The 15,070-nt window shown below is 69.1% G+C and carries 19 protein-coding genes; 5 read left to right on the forward strand and 14 right to left on the reverse strand.

Features of this window, described 5'->3' with window-relative positions; all coding sequences use genetic code 11:
• The 7 genes from MOX02_RS31150 to MOX02_RS10240 all read right to left on the reverse strand — a co-directional run bounded on the left by MOX02_RS31150 (position 1) and on the right by MOX02_RS10240 (position 6,913).
• Complete coding sequence (locus MOX02_RS31150) at positions 1 to 168, reverse strand: hypothetical protein (RefSeq protein WP_170267788.1); 168 nt, start codon at positions 166 to 168, stop codon at positions 1 to 3.
• Positions 165 to 1,586, reverse strand: a complete 1,422-nt coding sequence (locus tag MOX02_RS10215; protein WP_147025686.1) for a packaged DNA stabilization protein — start codon at positions 1,584 to 1,586, stop codon at positions 165 to 167. The genes MOX02_RS31150 and MOX02_RS10215 overlap by 4 nt, the downstream gene beginning before the upstream one ends.
• 24 nt (positions 1,587 to 1,610) lie before the next feature.
• Positions 1,611 to 3,584: a beta strand repeat-containing protein gene (locus tag MOX02_RS10220; RefSeq protein WP_147025687.1), complete on the reverse strand. Its 1,974-nt coding sequence runs from the start codon at positions 3,582 to 3,584 to the stop codon at positions 1,611 to 1,613.
• A gap of 8 nt (positions 3,585 to 3,592) precedes the next feature.
• Positions 3,593 to 4,114 (reverse strand): hypothetical protein, encoded by a 522-nt coding sequence (locus MOX02_RS10225; protein ID WP_147025688.1) that lies wholly within the window; start codon positions 4,112 to 4,114, stop codon positions 3,593 to 3,595.
• Position 4,115: 1 nt separating this feature from the next.
• Complete coding sequence (locus MOX02_RS10230; RefSeq protein ID WP_147025689.1) at positions 4,116 to 4,655, reverse strand: hypothetical protein; 540 nt, start codon at positions 4,653 to 4,655, stop codon at positions 4,116 to 4,118.
• Positions 4,656 to 4,751: 96 nt separating this feature from the next.
• Entirely contained in the window at positions 4,752 to 5,990 is a 1,239-nt protein-coding gene (locus MOX02_RS10235; RefSeq protein WP_170267790.1) for a P22 phage major capsid protein family protein, read from the reverse strand.
• Between the two features lie 44 nt (positions 5,991 to 6,034).
• Positions 6,035 to 6,913, reverse strand: a complete 879-nt coding sequence (locus tag MOX02_RS10240) for a hypothetical protein (protein WP_147025691.1) — start codon at positions 6,911 to 6,913, stop codon at positions 6,035 to 6,037.
• Between the two features lie 259 nt (positions 6,914 to 7,172).
• Here MOX02_RS10240 and MOX02_RS31155 point away from each other — a divergent pair, with 259 nt between their 5' ends.
• The 3 genes from MOX02_RS31155 (at position 7,173) to MOX02_RS10250 (ending at position 8,043) form a co-directional block, all read left to right on the forward strand.
• A complete protein-coding gene (locus MOX02_RS31155; RefSeq protein ID WP_170267793.1) occupies positions 7,173 to 7,322 on the forward strand; it encodes a hypothetical protein in 150 nt (49 codons plus the stop codon).
• A 65-nt stretch (positions 7,323 to 7,387) separates the two neighbouring features.
• Positions 7,388 to 7,582: a hypothetical protein gene (locus tag MOX02_RS10245; RefSeq protein ID WP_147025692.1), complete on the forward strand. Its 195-nt coding sequence runs from the start codon at positions 7,388 to 7,390 to the stop codon at positions 7,580 to 7,582.
• Positions 7,583 to 7,863: 281 nt separating this feature from the next.
• The gene (locus tag MOX02_RS10250) at positions 7,864 to 8,043 is read left to right on the forward strand and encodes a hypothetical protein (protein WP_147025693.1); all 180 of its coding nucleotides are present in this window, start codon (positions 7,864 to 7,866) and stop codon (positions 8,041 to 8,043) included.
• A 361-nt stretch (positions 8,044 to 8,404) separates the two neighbouring features.
• Here MOX02_RS10250 and MOX02_RS10255 read toward each other — a convergent pair whose 3' ends face one another.
• The 3 genes from MOX02_RS10255 to MOX02_RS32660 are packed head-to-tail and all read right to left on the reverse strand — an operon-like array spanning position 8,405 to position 12,160.
• Entirely contained in the window at positions 8,405 to 10,627 is a 2,223-nt protein-coding gene (locus tag MOX02_RS10255; RefSeq protein WP_147025694.1) for a portal protein, read from the reverse strand.
• Positions 10,627 to 11,880 carry a PBSX family phage terminase large subunit gene (locus MOX02_RS10260; protein WP_147025695.1) on the reverse strand — a complete coding sequence of 418 codons (1,254 nt, stop codon included), beginning with the start codon at positions 11,878 to 11,880 and terminating at the stop codon, positions 10,627 to 10,629. Before MOX02_RS10260 ends, MOX02_RS10255 begins: the two co-directional genes overlap by 1 nt.
• Complete coding sequence (locus MOX02_RS32660; protein WP_147025696.1) at positions 11,870 to 12,160, reverse strand: DUF5681 domain-containing protein; 291 nt, start codon at positions 12,158 to 12,160, stop codon at positions 11,870 to 11,872. The genes MOX02_RS10260 and MOX02_RS32660 overlap by 11 nt, the downstream gene beginning before the upstream one ends.
• Before the next feature lie 180 nt (positions 12,161 to 12,340).
• Here MOX02_RS32660 and MOX02_RS10270 point away from each other — a divergent pair, with 180 nt between their 5' ends.
• Positions 12,341 to 12,652 carry a PilZ domain-containing protein gene (locus MOX02_RS10270; RefSeq protein WP_238179860.1) on the forward strand — a complete coding sequence of 104 codons (312 nt, stop codon included), beginning with the start codon at positions 12,341 to 12,343 and terminating at the stop codon, positions 12,650 to 12,652.
• Positions 12,653 to 12,663: 11 nt separating this feature from the next.
• On the opposite strand, the gene MOX02_RS10275 is transcribed toward MOX02_RS10270, so the two are convergent.
• From MOX02_RS10275 to MOX02_RS10290, 4 genes are all read right to left on the reverse strand, one after another.
• A complete protein-coding gene (locus MOX02_RS10275) occupies positions 12,664 to 12,867 on the reverse strand; it encodes a hypothetical protein (protein ID WP_147025697.1) in 204 nt (67 codons plus the stop codon).
• A 314-nt stretch (positions 12,868 to 13,181) separates the two neighbouring features.
• Positions 13,182 to 13,379, reverse strand: coding sequence for a hypothetical protein (locus MOX02_RS10280; protein ID WP_147025698.1), 198 nt, complete (start codon positions 13,377 to 13,379; stop codon positions 13,182 to 13,184).
• The gene (locus tag MOX02_RS10285) at positions 13,373 to 13,648 is read right to left on the reverse strand and encodes a hypothetical protein (protein WP_147025699.1); all 276 of its coding nucleotides are present in this window, start codon (positions 13,646 to 13,648) and stop codon (positions 13,373 to 13,375) included. The genes MOX02_RS10280 and MOX02_RS10285 overlap by 7 nt, the downstream gene beginning before the upstream one ends.
• Positions 13,645 to 14,496: a recombinase family protein gene (locus MOX02_RS10290; RefSeq protein ID WP_147025700.1), complete on the reverse strand. Its 852-nt coding sequence runs from the start codon at positions 14,494 to 14,496 to the stop codon at positions 13,645 to 13,647. Before MOX02_RS10290 ends, MOX02_RS10285 begins: the two co-directional genes overlap by 4 nt.
• 277 nt (positions 14,497 to 14,773) lie before the next feature.
• Here MOX02_RS10290 and MOX02_RS10295 point away from each other — a divergent pair, with 277 nt between their 5' ends.
• On the forward strand, positions 14,774 to 15,037 hold the full coding sequence (locus MOX02_RS10295) for a hypothetical protein (protein WP_147025701.1): 264 nt from the start codon (positions 14,774 to 14,776) through the stop codon (positions 15,035 to 15,037).
• The last annotated feature ends 33 nt before the right edge of the window (positions 15,038 to 15,070 follow it).

Raw genomic sequence — 15,070 nt, forward strand, 5'->3', positions numbered from 1 at the left:
TCAGGCTTCGAGGGCGGCGATGCGGGCTTCGAGCGCCTTCACGTAGGCGAGCAGCCCGGCGAGGAAGCGGAAGGTCTCGGGCGTCATCGTCCCGAGCTTCGGATCGACGGCCGGCGCCTGCGCGGCGGGCATCTGCGGCGCGGGCTTCGGGGCGGGGCTGTCGCTCATTCGGTCCTCAGATCCACGGCCTGGGCGCCGCCGAGCAGCGCGACGTAGACGGGGTCGGACACCTCGATGCGCCACTGCCGGCCCTGCGGGCCCGACATGCCGGTGCGCAGCACGTTCACCCGCGTCCGGCTCTCGCCCTGGCGCCCGAGCGCGCGGCGCAGCGGGTTCGACCAGGTCCTGCCGCCGTCGTCCGACCAGGAGATCAGGATCTGCGGGTCGCGGATCGTGCTCTTCGGCGTGAGGCGGCCCGTGCCGAGCACGAAGTCGAAGTCAGCGCGCGGGATCGCGATGCGGGACGGGAAGGCGGCGGAGGGCAGGCTCTCAATCCGCAGGCGCAGCGGCGCGCCGTCCTCGTCGAAGGCGTCTTCCCGGACCTCGAGGAGCCCGGTGCTGGCCGTGTCGCCGACGAGCCAGCGCCCGAACGCGTTCACGCTCTGCGAGGCCCGCCAGCGCGTGGCCTGATGGCTCGCCCGCTCGTGCCATTGCTCCGTCGTGAGATCGAACACCCAGGTCCGGCCCGGCATCGAGACGACCCAGCAGGCGTGACCCGCCACAAGGTGCGCCGAGGCCTCGATCGACTCCGGGTCGACCTTCGCCGCGGCGGCGAGGTCGCGCTCGACATCGTGGTTCGAGATCCGGACCGGGGAGTAGCCGTTGAGCCGGTACACGACCTTGTCGTCGCCGACCCAGATCAGCTCGTTCGACCAGCCTTCCTCATGGCCGGAGACAGCCCAAGGCCCGACAAGGCCGCGCGGGATGCCCGTCACGCGGGCCAGCGGGAAGCCGGTCTCCTGCGCCGGGCCGCCGTAGACGCCGATGCCGGAGGGGCCGAACAGGAAGAGCTCGTCGCGGAACGCGATGGCCCGCAAGAGCCCGCCGGGCCGCGCCTGCTCCGTCGTGGTGTCGAGCGTGGAGAAGGTGAGCTGGTTCACCTTCGAGGCGAAGCACTTGCCGTTGCCGGCGGTGAAGAACAGGAACCCGAACAGCTCGGCCACCGAGTTCGGGGCGGGCAGGTCGCCGGGCAGGGCGAGCGGCATCGGGGCGCCGCCCGTGGAGAGCGTGTAGGCGCCGTACTCCGTCACCGCGACGGCGTCGGGGATCGGAGCCCGGTTGTTGCGCGCTATCGTGACCCGCTTCGAGCCGGGTAGGGGCCCGAGGTTCGTGACCGCCCCGTCCTCGGTGATGCGCACCAGCGCGTCGCGGTAGGCGCCGTAGACGAGGCTGCCGACATGCCGGAACGCGCGCGGGCCCGTCAGGCCCGTGTCGGCGAAGCGGGCGAGGCCCGGCACGCGGCGGCGCGAGACCGGCGCGCGGGCGCCGTCGCCGAGCTTCTCGACAAAGGCGTTGATGAGCCGCCCGCCCCCCTCGGCGTCGGAGAGCCCGGGCCGGGATGAGAGGGGGAAATCGATGGAGGCCAAGGCCGACCCTTTATCTCAGCGCGCTCAGTTGCCGACGGCGTACCAGTGGCACCCCTCGCCGGCAGCGCCGACGGTGCCGCCCGAGACGTACCGGACAACGCAGGTGAAGCCGGTGGTCGAGAGCCCGTTGGAGCTCGCGCTCTCCATCGTGGTCGACGCCGTGGTAGCCTGCTGCACCGTGGTCTGCACCGAGAAGACGTTGGCCGTGAACGCCGTCGGGAAGGTTACGGCGAGGTTGCCGCCGGCAGCGCCGGCGACCGTGCCCCACTGTTCGATCAGGCCGTCGTTCCACTTCCGGTAGCCGGGATTGGCGAGGCTCTGCGCCGTGATCCAGCGGGCCGCGCTCGGCAACTGCGCGGTGGTGGCCTGGCCGGAGAGGTCCGAGAACGCCGGTTGCGCCGCGGCCGGAACGCCGGCGGTGCTGATCGAGGTCAGGAATTGCGAGGCGGTGGCCGCCTTGCTCTGCACGCCGCCAAGCGTCGAGGCGGTGGGCGCCGGCAGTTGCGAGGCGGCGACCGTGCCGCTGATGTTGGAGAACGCGGGCTGCGCAGAGACCGGGACGCCATCGGTGCCGATCGCCGTTAGGAACTGGCTCGCCGTTGCCGCCTTCGACTGGACGCCGCCGAGAGTGGTGGCAGAGGGTAGCGGGAGCCGGGCGGCCGGCAGGGTGCCGGTGCCAAGGTCCGACGCCGAGCCGCTCGTCGCGACGGTGGCGAGCGTCGGCCGGCTGCTGAGATCGGTGTAGGCGCCGCTGGTGGCGACCGTGGCAAGGGTGGGCGCGGTGTAGGAGAGGACGCCGGTGGTCGCGTTGTACGCCAGCGAGCCCGTCGCGCTGATCGAGGATCGGGCCCGTCCTTGCGTGAAATAGAGGTTGCTCGTGCCCTCCGGCAGCGCGTCCGTGTTGGCTGGACCTGAGCCGCCGCCCGTCGGCATGCCGAACGTCAGCGCGCCCGTGGTGTCGATGCCCGTGACGAAGGAGCCGCCGGCCGCGGTGGCGCTCTTCACGCCGCCGAGGGCGCCGGCGGTGGGAGCGGGAAGGCGCGCGGCAGGAAGCGTCCCGGTCCCGAGGTCGCTGGCGCTCCCGCTCGTGGCGACGGCCGCCAGCGTCGGCGCCGTGTAGCTGATCGCCCCGGTGGTGCTGTTGTAGCTGAGGGAGCCGCTGGCGCTGATGCTGGCGCGCGCTCGAGCCTGTGTGAAGTAGAGGTTGCTCGCCCCCTCGCTCAGAGCGTTCGTGCTCGAGGGGATCGCGGGCGTGCCGTAGGTCAGGGCGCCGGCGGTGCTGATGCCGGTCACGAACTGCCCGGCGCCGGCAGTCCCGGATTGGACGCCGCCCTTGGTCGACGCCGTCGGGTTCGGCAGTTGCGTCGCCGCAACGGTGCCGCTGATGTTCGTGAATGACGGCTGCGCCGCCGTCGGCGTGCCGTCGGTGCCGATGGCGGTCAGGAAGGTGTTGCTCGTCGCCGCGAGGGATTTCACGCCGCCCAGCGTCGTCGCTGCCGGGAGCGGCAGACGCGCCGCCTGGAGCGTGCCCGCGCCGAGGTCGCTCGCCGATCCCGAAGTAGCGACGGTCGCGAGCGTCGGCTTGCCGGTCAGCGAGTTCCAGGTGCCATCGAAGAGCGTCGGCTTGCCGAGGAGGTCGGCCCACTGCCCACTCGTGGCGACTGTGGCGAGGACCGGCCGGCCGGAGAGGTCACCGTAGGCGCCCGTAGTAGCGACTGCAGCCAGCCCGAGGTTTGTGCGCGCGGCGGCCGCGCTGACCAAGTCGGAAAGGTTGTTCGCCGGGAGGAGTACACTGGACGGGACGGAAGCAAACCACGAGGCGAGCGAGCGCGTCGTGCCGTCACTCGTGACTATGAGACCGCTCGCGTCGCCGGAGGACCCAGTGCCTGTGACTACCAGCCGCTCGGTAGTCGTCGTCTTGAACGTTGCGGACGGCAGGCTCTGCGCCAGCGCTGCGGCCGGAAGGAGCGCGGCGAGGAGCGCAAGGATCAGGCGCATCGAGGATCTCACGAGACGGCGAGGATGCCGCCGTTGTTCCAGAGCTTTCCCGGCACGGACGGCAGCGTGGTCGGCAGGGTTGGCAGCAGCGCCTCGATCGCCTCCGGCGTGAGGCTCGAGGTGAGCGATGCGGGGACGGACGAGGAGCCGCCGCCCGCAAGGACACGAGGGCAACGCCGCCCCCAGAACGCCTCGGTCCGCAGTGGGCGCCGGGCCGTGTAGACCCGGTAGGCGAGCTTCAGGTCGGTGCGGGCGCGCTCGCCCGCCGCGGCGAGATCCGTCGCCTTCTGGCCGGCAATCCCGAACGGCACCAACGCGGCCTCGGCGACGATCGCGGCGAGCGCCAGGTAGACTGCGTCGTCGATCTCGTCGCCGTTGACCTTGGCCACCTCGTCGTCGAGCAGCTTCGCGCAGACCGGCTCGATCAGGTCATCGACCTCGGCCCGGTCCTCGTCGGACGGCGCTTGGCCGGCCGCGAGCACCCCGAGATCCTTCAGGACCCGGGCGATGAGCTGATCGCGCGTGCGCACGTCAGCGGGCCTTGGCGGGCTTCGCGGGCGCGGCCGGGGCCGTGGCAGCCTCGAGGTCGGCGCGGGTCTGGTCGAGCTCGGCCTTCAGGGCGTCGAGCGCGGCCTTCGCATCGTCGCGCTCGGAGACCGCGAAGCCGCCGTCGGCCTGGGCCTTGTCGAGGTCGGCCTTGAGCGCCACGAGCGCGGCGGCCGCCTTCTCCAGCTCGACCTCGGCCGCGTCGATCTCGGCGACGAGGCGCTCGTTCTCCGCGGCGCCGGCCTCGATGATGGCCTTCAGGCGCTCGATCTCGGCGACGGCAGCCTCCAGCGCGCCGGCCGGCGCGTCGGTGGCGGGATCGGCCTCGGCGTGGGTCGGCACGTACTCGCGGCCCTGCAGGCGGGCGCTGAGCGCGTCGGCCGTGGCGAGCGCGGGATCGGTGATGCAGTCCGGGGAGGCATGCCAGCCCTCGGGCAGGCCCTCACCGGGCGCGAGATCGAAGATGCGAGCCGCGCCGTCGGGCTGATACGCCCAGGTCGCGACAGTCTCGGTGTTGGTATCCATGAACGCCTCGTCGGGTCGGGGCGGGGCGCTCACGGCCCCAGAACGACGAAGGGCGCCACGAGGGCGCCCTTTCGTCTTAGCGGTGGAGGGTCAGGCTCAGCCGGCGAGGCGGACGGCCAGCTCCGGGTAGATCGCCTCCCAGCCGAACAGGATGTCGGCGCGGACGATCTCGACGTCGTTGTTGATGTCGTAGTCCTTCACGAGGCGGATCGAGAGGCCTTCCGCGCTCTCCTGCGCCTTCCAGTTCACGCCGTCGGGCATCTCCAGCGGCACGGTGACCATGGCCAGGGCGTTCTTGTGGAAGCAGAGATTCTGCGAGAACACCTGGTTGGCCGCGCCGAGCACCGTGATGGCCGCGCTGTCGGCCGGGGCGGCCGAGACGGTCTGGTAGGGGCCCGAGGTGATGATCGCCGGGGAGATCGTCACCGCCGCGTTGCCGGAGCCGTCTGAGTTCACGACCGTCTGGCGGACGACGAACTGCTGCAGGTAGGGCAGCACGGTCTTGCCGCTGGAGCCCTCACCCGGGACCGGGTTGACCGCGAACACGCCCGCGATCGTGAAGACGTCGCCCTCGCGCAGCACGCCGGCCTGGGAGGCGGTGAAGCCCTTCAGGTTCAGCGTCTGCACGCCGGTCTTCATCACGTCGCGGTAGGCGGAGGTCTGGTTGGCGCCATTGACGAGCGGGGTGCCAGCCTTCGAGCCGACCGTGTGGCTACGCAGGTTCACCGACTCGTGGGTGTTGAAGCCCGCGAGGTTGCCGATCTCACCGGACGCCCAGGCCTTCGCGGCCTCCTGCGGCATGTTGAGCGTGGTCAGCGTGCCGGCAATCTTGTGGAACGCCTCGGAGGTCAGGCAGGCGCGGCGGTCCTGCTTCGGCACCGCCATCTCGGTCATGCGCTGGGCGACCGCGCCGAGCGCGGCGTAGTTCGCCGGGGTGGTGCCGGGCGTGCCGACGAGGTTCCAGACCTTCTTGTAGAGGGCGGCCCCGTAGGCATCGACTGTCTGGGCCAGCGTGATCATCGCCGGCTTCACGTAGCGCTCGGAGTACTCGTCGACCGAGAGCGTCAGGTCCTGGGTATTGAAGTTCCAGGAGACGTGCTTGCGCTGGTCGAGCTTGATCGAGGTGCTGCCCTCCTCGACGTCCTGGTTCGAGCGGGTCGCGCCGTCGGTCGTGACGAACTTGACCGGCTTGCGGATGGTGACGGTGTCGCCGACCTTGGCGAACTCCTTCTTGTACTGGCGGTGGGCCAGCTTGCCGAAGACGAGGTTGTTCTTCAGCTGCATCAGCGCCTCTTTGGCGATGACGCTGGGGGTGAGCAAAGCGGTATTGGCCACGGGAATGGTCCTTCAGGTCTGATGATGCTGGGGGAGGGTGGAGATCAGCGTCCGCCGCCGCCGGACCGCCACTTCTCGTACTCGGCCAGCGACATCTTCGAGGGGTCGGGGCCGGGCGCGGCGGAGCCGGCGAGCGGCTTCGCAGGGGCGGGGGCAGAGGGGGTGCGGTTGGGTTTCGCCAGGGTCAGGCGGTGCTCAAGCGCGCCTACGGCCTTGGCGGCCTGGAGCGGGCTCATCCCGTTGAGCTTCGCGAGCTCACCGGGGTTCTTGGCGAGGTAGTAGGCGAGCAGCCCACCCTTCTCGCTCTCGACGACCAGCTCGGAGACGTGAGGCTTCACCTCGCGCTCCTGCGCCGCCTTCAGCACCTTGTCGGCGTCGGGAATGGCTTCCCGCACGTCGTCGAGGCGATCCTGGAAGGCCTCCATCGCCTCCTGCCGGGCCTCGGCCTGGCGGGTGGCGTTGCTGGTCTCGCGGTCGGCGTGCCGCTGTTCGGCGAGCGCCTTGCAGATGCGGTAATCCGCTTTGGCGTCCTCGAACGCGGCGTAGTCCTCGAAGTCGGACTCCTTCGGGGGCGCTCCGATCTCCTTCTCGACGGCGGCCTTGCGGTCGGCGCTGTCGCCCGTCGGCTGACTGCGGCTCGCGGCAAGCTCCGCTTCGAGTCGGTGGATCCTGTCCTGCATCCGCTGGATGCCGGAGCGCTTCTTCGGCTTCTCGGGCTCGCCCTCCTCGTCGTCGGCCTTGGGGGCCTCCGGCTTCGGAGCGGCGGCCGGATCGGCTGGCTCAGTCCCTGGCGTTGCGGCGGCGGCACCATCGGCCGGGGCGGCCTCCGGGGCTTCCGTCGCGACCGAGGTCTCGCCACCTGCCGCCTGCGTCTCCGCTGGCGCGCCCAGTACGATCAGGTTCTCGTCCATCGTGTCGTCCATGAAAAAACCCGCGCCTCAGGGAGGAGCGGGTCGGGGGAATCATCGCGGCCTGCGCCTCGTGCACTGGCCTGCGTGAAGAGGGTCGGACGCGCGGAATCGGCCGCGAGATGCGGCGGCGCTTCGGTCAGGGTTCGGGAATGCCGGCGGGAGCCTCGCTCACACCGCTGGCGACGCTGGTCCTTTCGCGGGATTTGCCCGTCGGGTCAAGCAGGCATCAACGTTGCGGCTGACGCTCAAAAGCAGCGTGGGGAGTGCGCCGATGTTCCAGAACGGGCCAATTGCCGTGCAGAAGCGGAACAGCGACTTGATGGTCCCGGCTATCCTGGCCGCCACACTGTTGCTCGGCGGCTTCACCGCGTTCGGCATCGTCGTGTTGGGCTACGAGATCGTCGCCGTGTTCAGGCGCTGATACTGCCGCGCTATATCCCCAGTCACCGCGCTCGACGATGATGACCCATCTGATGAGGGGCGGCCATGGCCAGCGCAGTTCGATACGTGTGGCAGGGCGCCAAGGTAGTGCTCGCCCTCGCTACCCTCATCGGCTCGGCGCTCTACTCCGCCGAGAAGATCGATCGCAGTGGGCTGAATGCCCTTGCGGTCCGTGCGATGGACCCACCGACCACCGGCTCTATCGCGCCGCAGAAGTCGAAGCGGCCGTCGGAACGCTGAGGACGCTCGGCCGGTCTCGCCGATCTAGCGTGATGGGCGTGCAGCGGGTGCGCATGGGCTGTCGCTCAAGCAGAAACAGCGGGAAACCATAATCACGGCAGCGTGAGTGGCGCTGACGATGCGGGAGGCGCACACCCGCGGCGCTGGTTTGAACCCCCTCAACCAGCACAACCGACGCCGACTCGGCGGCCGCTCCTCCTCGCGGCCGCCGCCTTTCTCCTGCCTACGGGACACATGCGCCTAGGCCGAACGTTGGCTGCGCAGGGAGAATGGAGGCGCACATGAGCCCTGATCACGACGAGAAGCGCGAAGAGCGGCCTGATTCGACCGGCCCAAATTCCCGCCCGCGCGACGACACAATTGCCCAGACGGGCGAGGGCATCCCGGACGACAGCGGCAAGCTGGTCCAGGTTGATGAGAACGAGGCCAAGCGGATCGAGGAGAAGATCCGCAAACTGTGACGGCCGCGCAGCTGCTGCCCCTCGGCGCATTCGCGTCCAGCGTTTGGCGTGGAAGGGCCATCAGGCCAAGCGCCTAAGGCCTGAGCGGCGCGGATGCACGTCCGGAAGCTGAGGTCTGTGAAGCGCATCACAGACGGCCGCACATCGGGGGCTAACTCTGTGCCCGCTGCAATCCGCAGCATCAACTTGACCTGACTTCGGCGGCCTCTCGCAGGGCCGCCGCTTTTGCGTTCTGCCGCTCCCCGCCCTCAGGCGTCGTCCCAGATCCCCTCGTTTGTGAGACGGAGGGGTTGTGAGACGGGCGGTCAGACAGTCGGGGAGGGCGAGGCGGCGTTGGGCCGGAACGGCTGAACTTCGGACATCACGGCACCATCACGGGAGCGGCGGGCTCGCCCAGCGCGCTCGGGTCAACAAAAAAGCCGCCCTGGGGCGGCTCGGCGATCGGCGCGGGCATCTGACCCAGCATCGGCTGTGCGGGTGCTGGCGGCCCGTCCTGGCCCGCGGGATCGGGCATCGGCGCGGCGGGCATCTCCTCCAGGATCGCCATCACGATCTCGGAGAGGTGCGAGACGGCCGCCCCGATTTCGTCGAGGCGCAGATCCGGGCCGGCGCCAGGCATCGGCGTGGCAGCCACGCGCGCCTGCGCCTCGGCCTGCGCCTCCTGGATCTCGCCCTGGATCTTGATCACCTCGGCCCGGAGCTTCTCGCGCTCCACGTCGAGCTTCTCCAGGTCGAGTTGCTGGCGCCCAGCCTCGAGCTGCTGTTGGCGCTCCTGGCTCGCGAGCATGGCCTGCTGCACCGGCGAGGGCGGCGGCGGTGCGGGCGGCGGCTCGCCGGCCTCCTGCGCCTCCTCGGCCTGGATCTGCGGCGGCAGCTGCGAGCGGATGCGTTTCGCGATCTTGTCCGCCATCGGCCAGTCCTGGGCCTTGGCAAAGAGGTCGAGCACAAGCGGCGCGAGATCCGGCGCGGCCTGGATCAGCGCGACCATGCCGTCGGCGGCCGCCTCGCGCTTCGTGGTGTAGCTCGGGCCCATCTCCATAGCGACGTCGTAGGCGCCGACCGTGACGTCGTGGAGCACGCTCTCGGGCTTGCCGTCGATGCCGAGGCCCTGCGGCTGGTTGATCTTCACGAGGTCGACCTTGCCGTCCTCGCCCACGATCCGGAGCGTGCGGGCGGTGTCGTAGACGTGCGGGATCAGGTCGAGCACGATCGCGCCGGTGTGCCGGACCGCGCGGCTGAAGTTCACGATGTAGACGAAGGAGCCGACGTCGCCCTCGCGCTGACGCGCCATGATCGCCTTGCCCGAGGTCTCATTCGAGCGGGCGCCGAGGGAGGCGTCGTAGACGCCCGTCACCGCCTTGATGTCCTCGGCCGATTCCCGGGTGAGTTCGGCGAGGCCGGTTGATGGCACGGGCGGCGCGACGCGCTCGGGTCGCAGCTGCGGAGCCTTCGGCTCGACGTTGTAGGGCAGGAAGGCGTGGTACTCGGTGTTGGCCGTCTCCCAGACGTCCTCGTAGCCCTTGAACATGGTTTCGGTGCCGGTGAACGGCGCCTTGGGCTGCAGACCCACCACCTCGGTTTGCGTCGAGCGGGCATAGTTGTAGGCGCGCTGAGCGTCCTTCGCCTTGCGCACCACGCCGCGCCGGACCCGCTTCTTGCCGATCTGGGTCTCGATGCCGATCGCCGGCACGACGGGGATGAACCGGCCCGGCCACGCCATCGGGCCTTCGAGCACCTCGGTCGCGCTGATCAGGTAGCGCTCCACCTTGAACCCATCGCGCTGCTCGATCCGGGCGCCGCGCGCCTCGGCCTTGGCGCGCTTCTCGGGATCGCCGTCGGTGAGATCGTAGACGGTGCCGTCGGGCAGCAGCGCCAGGGTCTTCTTGACCGGCGTCTTAGTCCAGTAGGCCGCGACGCGCACCGCGTCCGACGTCGACCAGCCCTCGGGGATCATGGTGTCGCCGATCTCGGCCGAGGGCTTGTCCGGGTAGGCCTCCTCGTAGGCGTCCCGGCTCATGTCGACCGGCACGAAGCAGAACTTCGCGTCCTCGCGGGTCGGCTCCTTCGCGTCGGGATCCCAGCGCACGCCGATCCCGTCCGGGATGCCGGTGATCCGGATCTCCTGCTCGAACGTGGAATCGGAGGCGTACTCGGTCGTCACCTCCCAGTGGCCGATGCCGGCCGTGACCTGCTGGTCAGCCGCCGCGAAGTAGGCCGCGGGCGCGTCCGAGCGATTCTCCACGTAGCGGACGAGGCCGGCGTTCACCTCGGCGGTCTTCACGTCGCCGCGGTCGTCGACCGGCACGACCTTGATCGAGGGCCGCATCTGCCGGATGTCACCGGTGATCTGCGCCACCGTGGTGCCGAGCCGATCGAACTCAAGACAGGGCCGGTCGCCGCGGATGCGCTTGGCCTCCTCGGTCCACTGCGCGCCGGGCTCCTCGACGAAGCGGAGGTCCTCGTAGGCCGCGTCGCGGTTCTCGCGGTCGGCCTCGTCGGCGCGCCGCCAGCGCTTCATGGCGAGCTCGATCACCGGATCGCGGCCCGCCGGCGCCTTCTTCTTCGGCTTCAGGAAGTCGAACATCAGGCCCCCATCCAGCCGCCGCCGCGGCGACCAGTCGTTCTCAGCTTGAGCGGCGCGGCCGGCTCTTGGAGGGCGACCGCGAGGTAGCGGAAGGCATCGGCGCCGTGGCTCGCCCAGTCGTGCAGCGGGTTCTTCGAGAACTGCCCGGTGTTGGGGTCCACGTCGTAGCGGTAGTTCCGCAGGCACTGCAGGCCGTCGGCGCAGGCGTCGGCGTCAAACCAGCAGCGAGAGAACAGCGTGCGCGCCGCGTTGATGCCTTCGGCCACCGACATGCGCGGCGTGATCCGGACCTTGAAGCCCGAATCCGTCATCTGCTGCTCGATCGTGCGCTCGGAGCCGAGCAGGGCATTCGTGGCGTCGTGCGGGAGCCAGTGCTCGCCGTAGACATAGGGCCGCTCCTGGAGCTTCTTCAGGTAGTGGCCCAGCGCGTGCCCGCGGTTCTGGTAGTAGTCGATGATCCGGAACTCGAAGCCGACCACCTGGGCGAACCAGATCGCCGTCATGTCGGCCCGGCCGAGATCCCAGAACGTGTGCACCGGCTTGGTGCCGTCGTAGGGCACGCGGGTGAAGCGGTTCGCCTCCGTCGCGGACAGGACCTCGTTCGCATAGATCGCGCCGTCGAGCACCACCTTGCAGTGGCCGTCCCAGACAGTGAGGTAGGCCGCTGGATCGCGCCCCTTCAGGTCGAGCGCTTCCTGCTTCAGGACATCCGGGAACCAAGGATTGTCCTGCCAGCCGATCTTCACGACCTTCGCGCCGGTGGGAGGGTTCTTCACGAACCGCCGATAGGTCTCGTCTTCCTCCAGCTCCGGGTTGAAGCTGATCCAGATCTCCGAGCCCTCCTTCCGGATGGTCGGGATCAGCACGTCCCAGCTCGTCTTCGAGACCGTGCGGGCCTCCTCGACCCAGCACACGTCCACGCCCTCGGTCGACTTCACCGAGGCGACGTTGTGCCGGAGCCCCTTGAAGATGAACTCGGTCCCGTTGGCGCCGAGGATGCGCTTCTCCTGTATCTCGTAGAAGGCGGAGAGGCCGAGGAGGTCGATCTGCTGCCCGAGCAGGGCGTGGGCCGATTCCGCGATCGAGTTCTGGAACTCGCGGGCGCAGAGCACCCGGAGCTTGCGCTGCGCGCCCATGATGAGGAGCGCACGGCCGAAGCCCCAGGACTTCGCGCCACCGCGACCACCGTAGGCGATCTTGTACCGGGCCGGCTCGAACAGAAACTCGAGCCGCTCCGGGAACTCAATCGACATCGGACAGCGGTGCGGGGCGGATGAACTGCACGGTCAGGCCGACGGGGATCACGCCGCCCTCACCGTCGCCATCGACGGGCTGGGTCGGCTTGCCGTAGCCGCGGTCGAGGATCGCAGAGGCGGCCGCCACGCGGGCCGCAGTCGCTGCGTCCTCGCTCGTCATGATCGCGACCAGGACCTCAATCGCGCGCTCGGTGTGCTCTCGGGCAGCGTCTCGGACGCGCGCAGACGCCTTCGGACGGCCGCCAGGATTGCCCGACTGCCCAGGCTGAAATGGCATTGCTCGAGCCTTGTTCTCAGGAAGATTTCGAGGACATGAAAAGCTTCGAGTAACCCTGACGTAGCCAGAAACTCTGCCTTTCGTACGGTTCCGTATGCATAAATCCTGGCTCTACAGGTCAGAATGGACGCATAATTAAGTCAAGAGTCATAGATCCCTGTCATCGTAATCACAGTTCGAGTGGCTGAACTGCACTTCTTGGGGATCTGCATGCCGACTGGGTCGCGGCCAAAAATCGATGTTGTGAGCCGCCGTGAATCTGAGCGGTTGCCGGTTGCTCTGACAGCCTTCGCTGTTGGTGGCGACGGCACCAAGTTCTCCTGCTCCATCTGCGACGTCTCCGATACAGGAGCGATGCTGGAGTTCGGCGAGACCGGCGTGGTGATGCTGCCACCGAAATTTGAGATCGCGCTCGCGAATAGCGAGGCCCGCTTCTCAGCCAAGATGGTTTGGCGCGAAGGACGTCGTGCTGGCGTCCTCTTCTGCCTGTAGCGGCGCTGCGCTTAGACCTTCCGGCGCTCGCAGGTGACGCGCGTGTACCGACCTTCGACCATCTCGGGATCGCGGGCCAGAGTGACCTGACCCGTCATCATGCAGGCGAAGGGAGTCGACGCGGGTGCGATCATCACATCGAGCGCGGTATCCCGTGAGCAATCGGGCGGCGTCGTGGTAGCGGCGCAGACCAGAATGACGGCGAGAAGCTGCATTGGAGACACTCCCATCAGTCCCGGACTGGGGACGTCGATGAAGCGATGATGGCGCTGCGCCCCGAAGCGTGTCCGTGACGCGCCTCACGATCGCGAGGTGCCAGGATCAGCGTGGCGTCGCGGAGAGCGGGAGAACGGAGACGTGCAGCGTCGGGCGGGGTTGGACAGCCGCCATCGCGCCGTCGGCTGGCATCAGCGCCCACACCCGGCGGAGAGCACCCGCACCGGGCGGATCACGCGTGGGCCGGTCTGCTTTGCCGGCGGGGCCGGCGGCGTCGGCCCGCCGAGCAGCCGGCGGAGGAGGGCGATGTAGCTCACGGGCGAAGCTCCCGAAGGTGGATCCGGACGGCACCGCCCGGCGTGAACTCGATCTCGCGGGCGCGGCCCGGCACCGGTTCGGCCTGGGCGGCGAGGGCGAGCGCCTCGACCCACTGCTCCGCGGTCGGTCGGCCGCGCTGCACATCGAGCGCGAGGCCCGCGAGCGCATGCGAGAGGCCGACAGCGCTCAGCACCTCACGCGCACCAGCGACTGGACGTTGGCGGCGACGAAGTCCCAGGCAAGGAAGTCGGAGGCGAAGGTCTTGGCCTCGTCGCGATCCGCCACCCACGCGATCCGGTCGCCGTCCTCGGCGAGGTACAGCGGCGCCGTGTCGGGCGAGGAGGCGAGCTCGATGCGCCACTCCGGGCGCACCTGATGCCAGTAGGCGAGGGCGGCCGGGTCGCGGTTCGCCGCGCGCAGGGCGCGGGCCGCGTCGGCCTCGGTCCACGTCTGCTCGTTCATGGAACAATGGCCTCGTGAGAGCCCGGCTGGAGCACGTGCGTCTCGGACCCGTTCCAGCGGAACAGGTACTCGATCGCGCCGCGGTACTTCGGGTTGTCCGTGACGTAGGAGACCGTTGAGACGGCCCAGCGGCCGCCGCGCGGGGAGGGGATGCCCTCGGCGTTCAGGCTGTCGGCGATTGCATGGAGCGTCCGCTTGCGCCGCCGCTCCTGGAAGATGCGCCGGACGATGCGGGCCTGCTCCGGCACGATGCGGAGGCCGCCCTCGAGATCCTTGGTGTAGCCGTAGGGCGCCTGCCCGCCGGCAAAGCCGCCCTTCCCCGCCTTGGCCATCCGTCCGCCCGCGGTGCGGTCGCGGATCACAAAGCGCTCGTTCTCCGCCATGCCGGCGAAGATCGCGAAGAAGGTCCGCCACATCGGGTTCGAGGTGTCGATCACCGATTCCGTGACCGACCGGAACGCCACCTCGTGCTGCTCGGCGAGATCCGAGACCGTCGTCATCGCGTGGCGGATGTCGCGCGACAGGCGGTCGATCTTCGCGACGAGGAGCACGTCGAAGGCGCCGGCCGCTGCCAGTTCGAGCGCCCGGCCGAAGCCGGGGCGATCGGCCGGGCGGGTCGCGCCCGAGATGCCCGGGTCCGACACCATCTCGACCAGGTCGTAATCCTGGCTCTCGGCGAAGGCCCGGACCGCCTTCTCCTGGCTCTCAAGCCCATGGCCGGTGGCGGCCTGCTCGTCGGTGGAGACCCGGAGGTATCCGACCGCCCGCGTCGCCGCTGCGGCTTTCGCCTCTGTCTGGATTTTATTCCGGGCTCGCAGGCGGCCCAGGCGACGTGAGCCGGTGACCACCTACAAACCTCTGATCTGATTATGTTTTTCGCGCCAAGTCGACGAGATTTCAGGCCGATTTCCAAGATCTCAGGAAACCTTGGAAATCCCTGTCGTCCAAGACGTTGGGCTGGCTGCTGACCCAAAGCAGGTTGCAGCTCGGGCTCGGCTTACCGTCACGTCACCAGCTCAGTCTCGGCAGTCCAGCGAAGCAGACGCCACGCTGAGCATGCTCTTGCATCAGACGCAGACGAAACTACGTCCTTAGGCAGAAGGAGGAGGGAAGACGGAGGTAGTCATGCTTCCAAAGCTTCTGCTTGCAACCACTCTACTGCTTGCCTTGAGCGTATCAGGTGCTGCCTATGCGCAGCCTGCCAATCGCGCCAGCGACATCGATAAGCCGAACTCCCTGATCACGATCCCGTACACAGCGTCTACGGGCCGGGTTGTACCGCGCCCAGGCACGCTGGATCCTGCGACCACGCGCGGCATCGAGAAGCGCACGAAGCAGCAGCAGGAGGACAGCGCGATCATGAGAGGGATCTGCGTCGGCTGTATCTAACTGGGCCCGGTACCCTCTCGGCCCGGATCTAAG

The sequence above is a fragment of the Methylobacterium oxalidis genome (genome assembly GCF_007992195.1).
Taxonomy (GTDB): Bacteria; Pseudomonadota; Alphaproteobacteria; order Rhizobiales; family Beijerinckiaceae; genus Methylobacterium; species Methylobacterium oxalidis.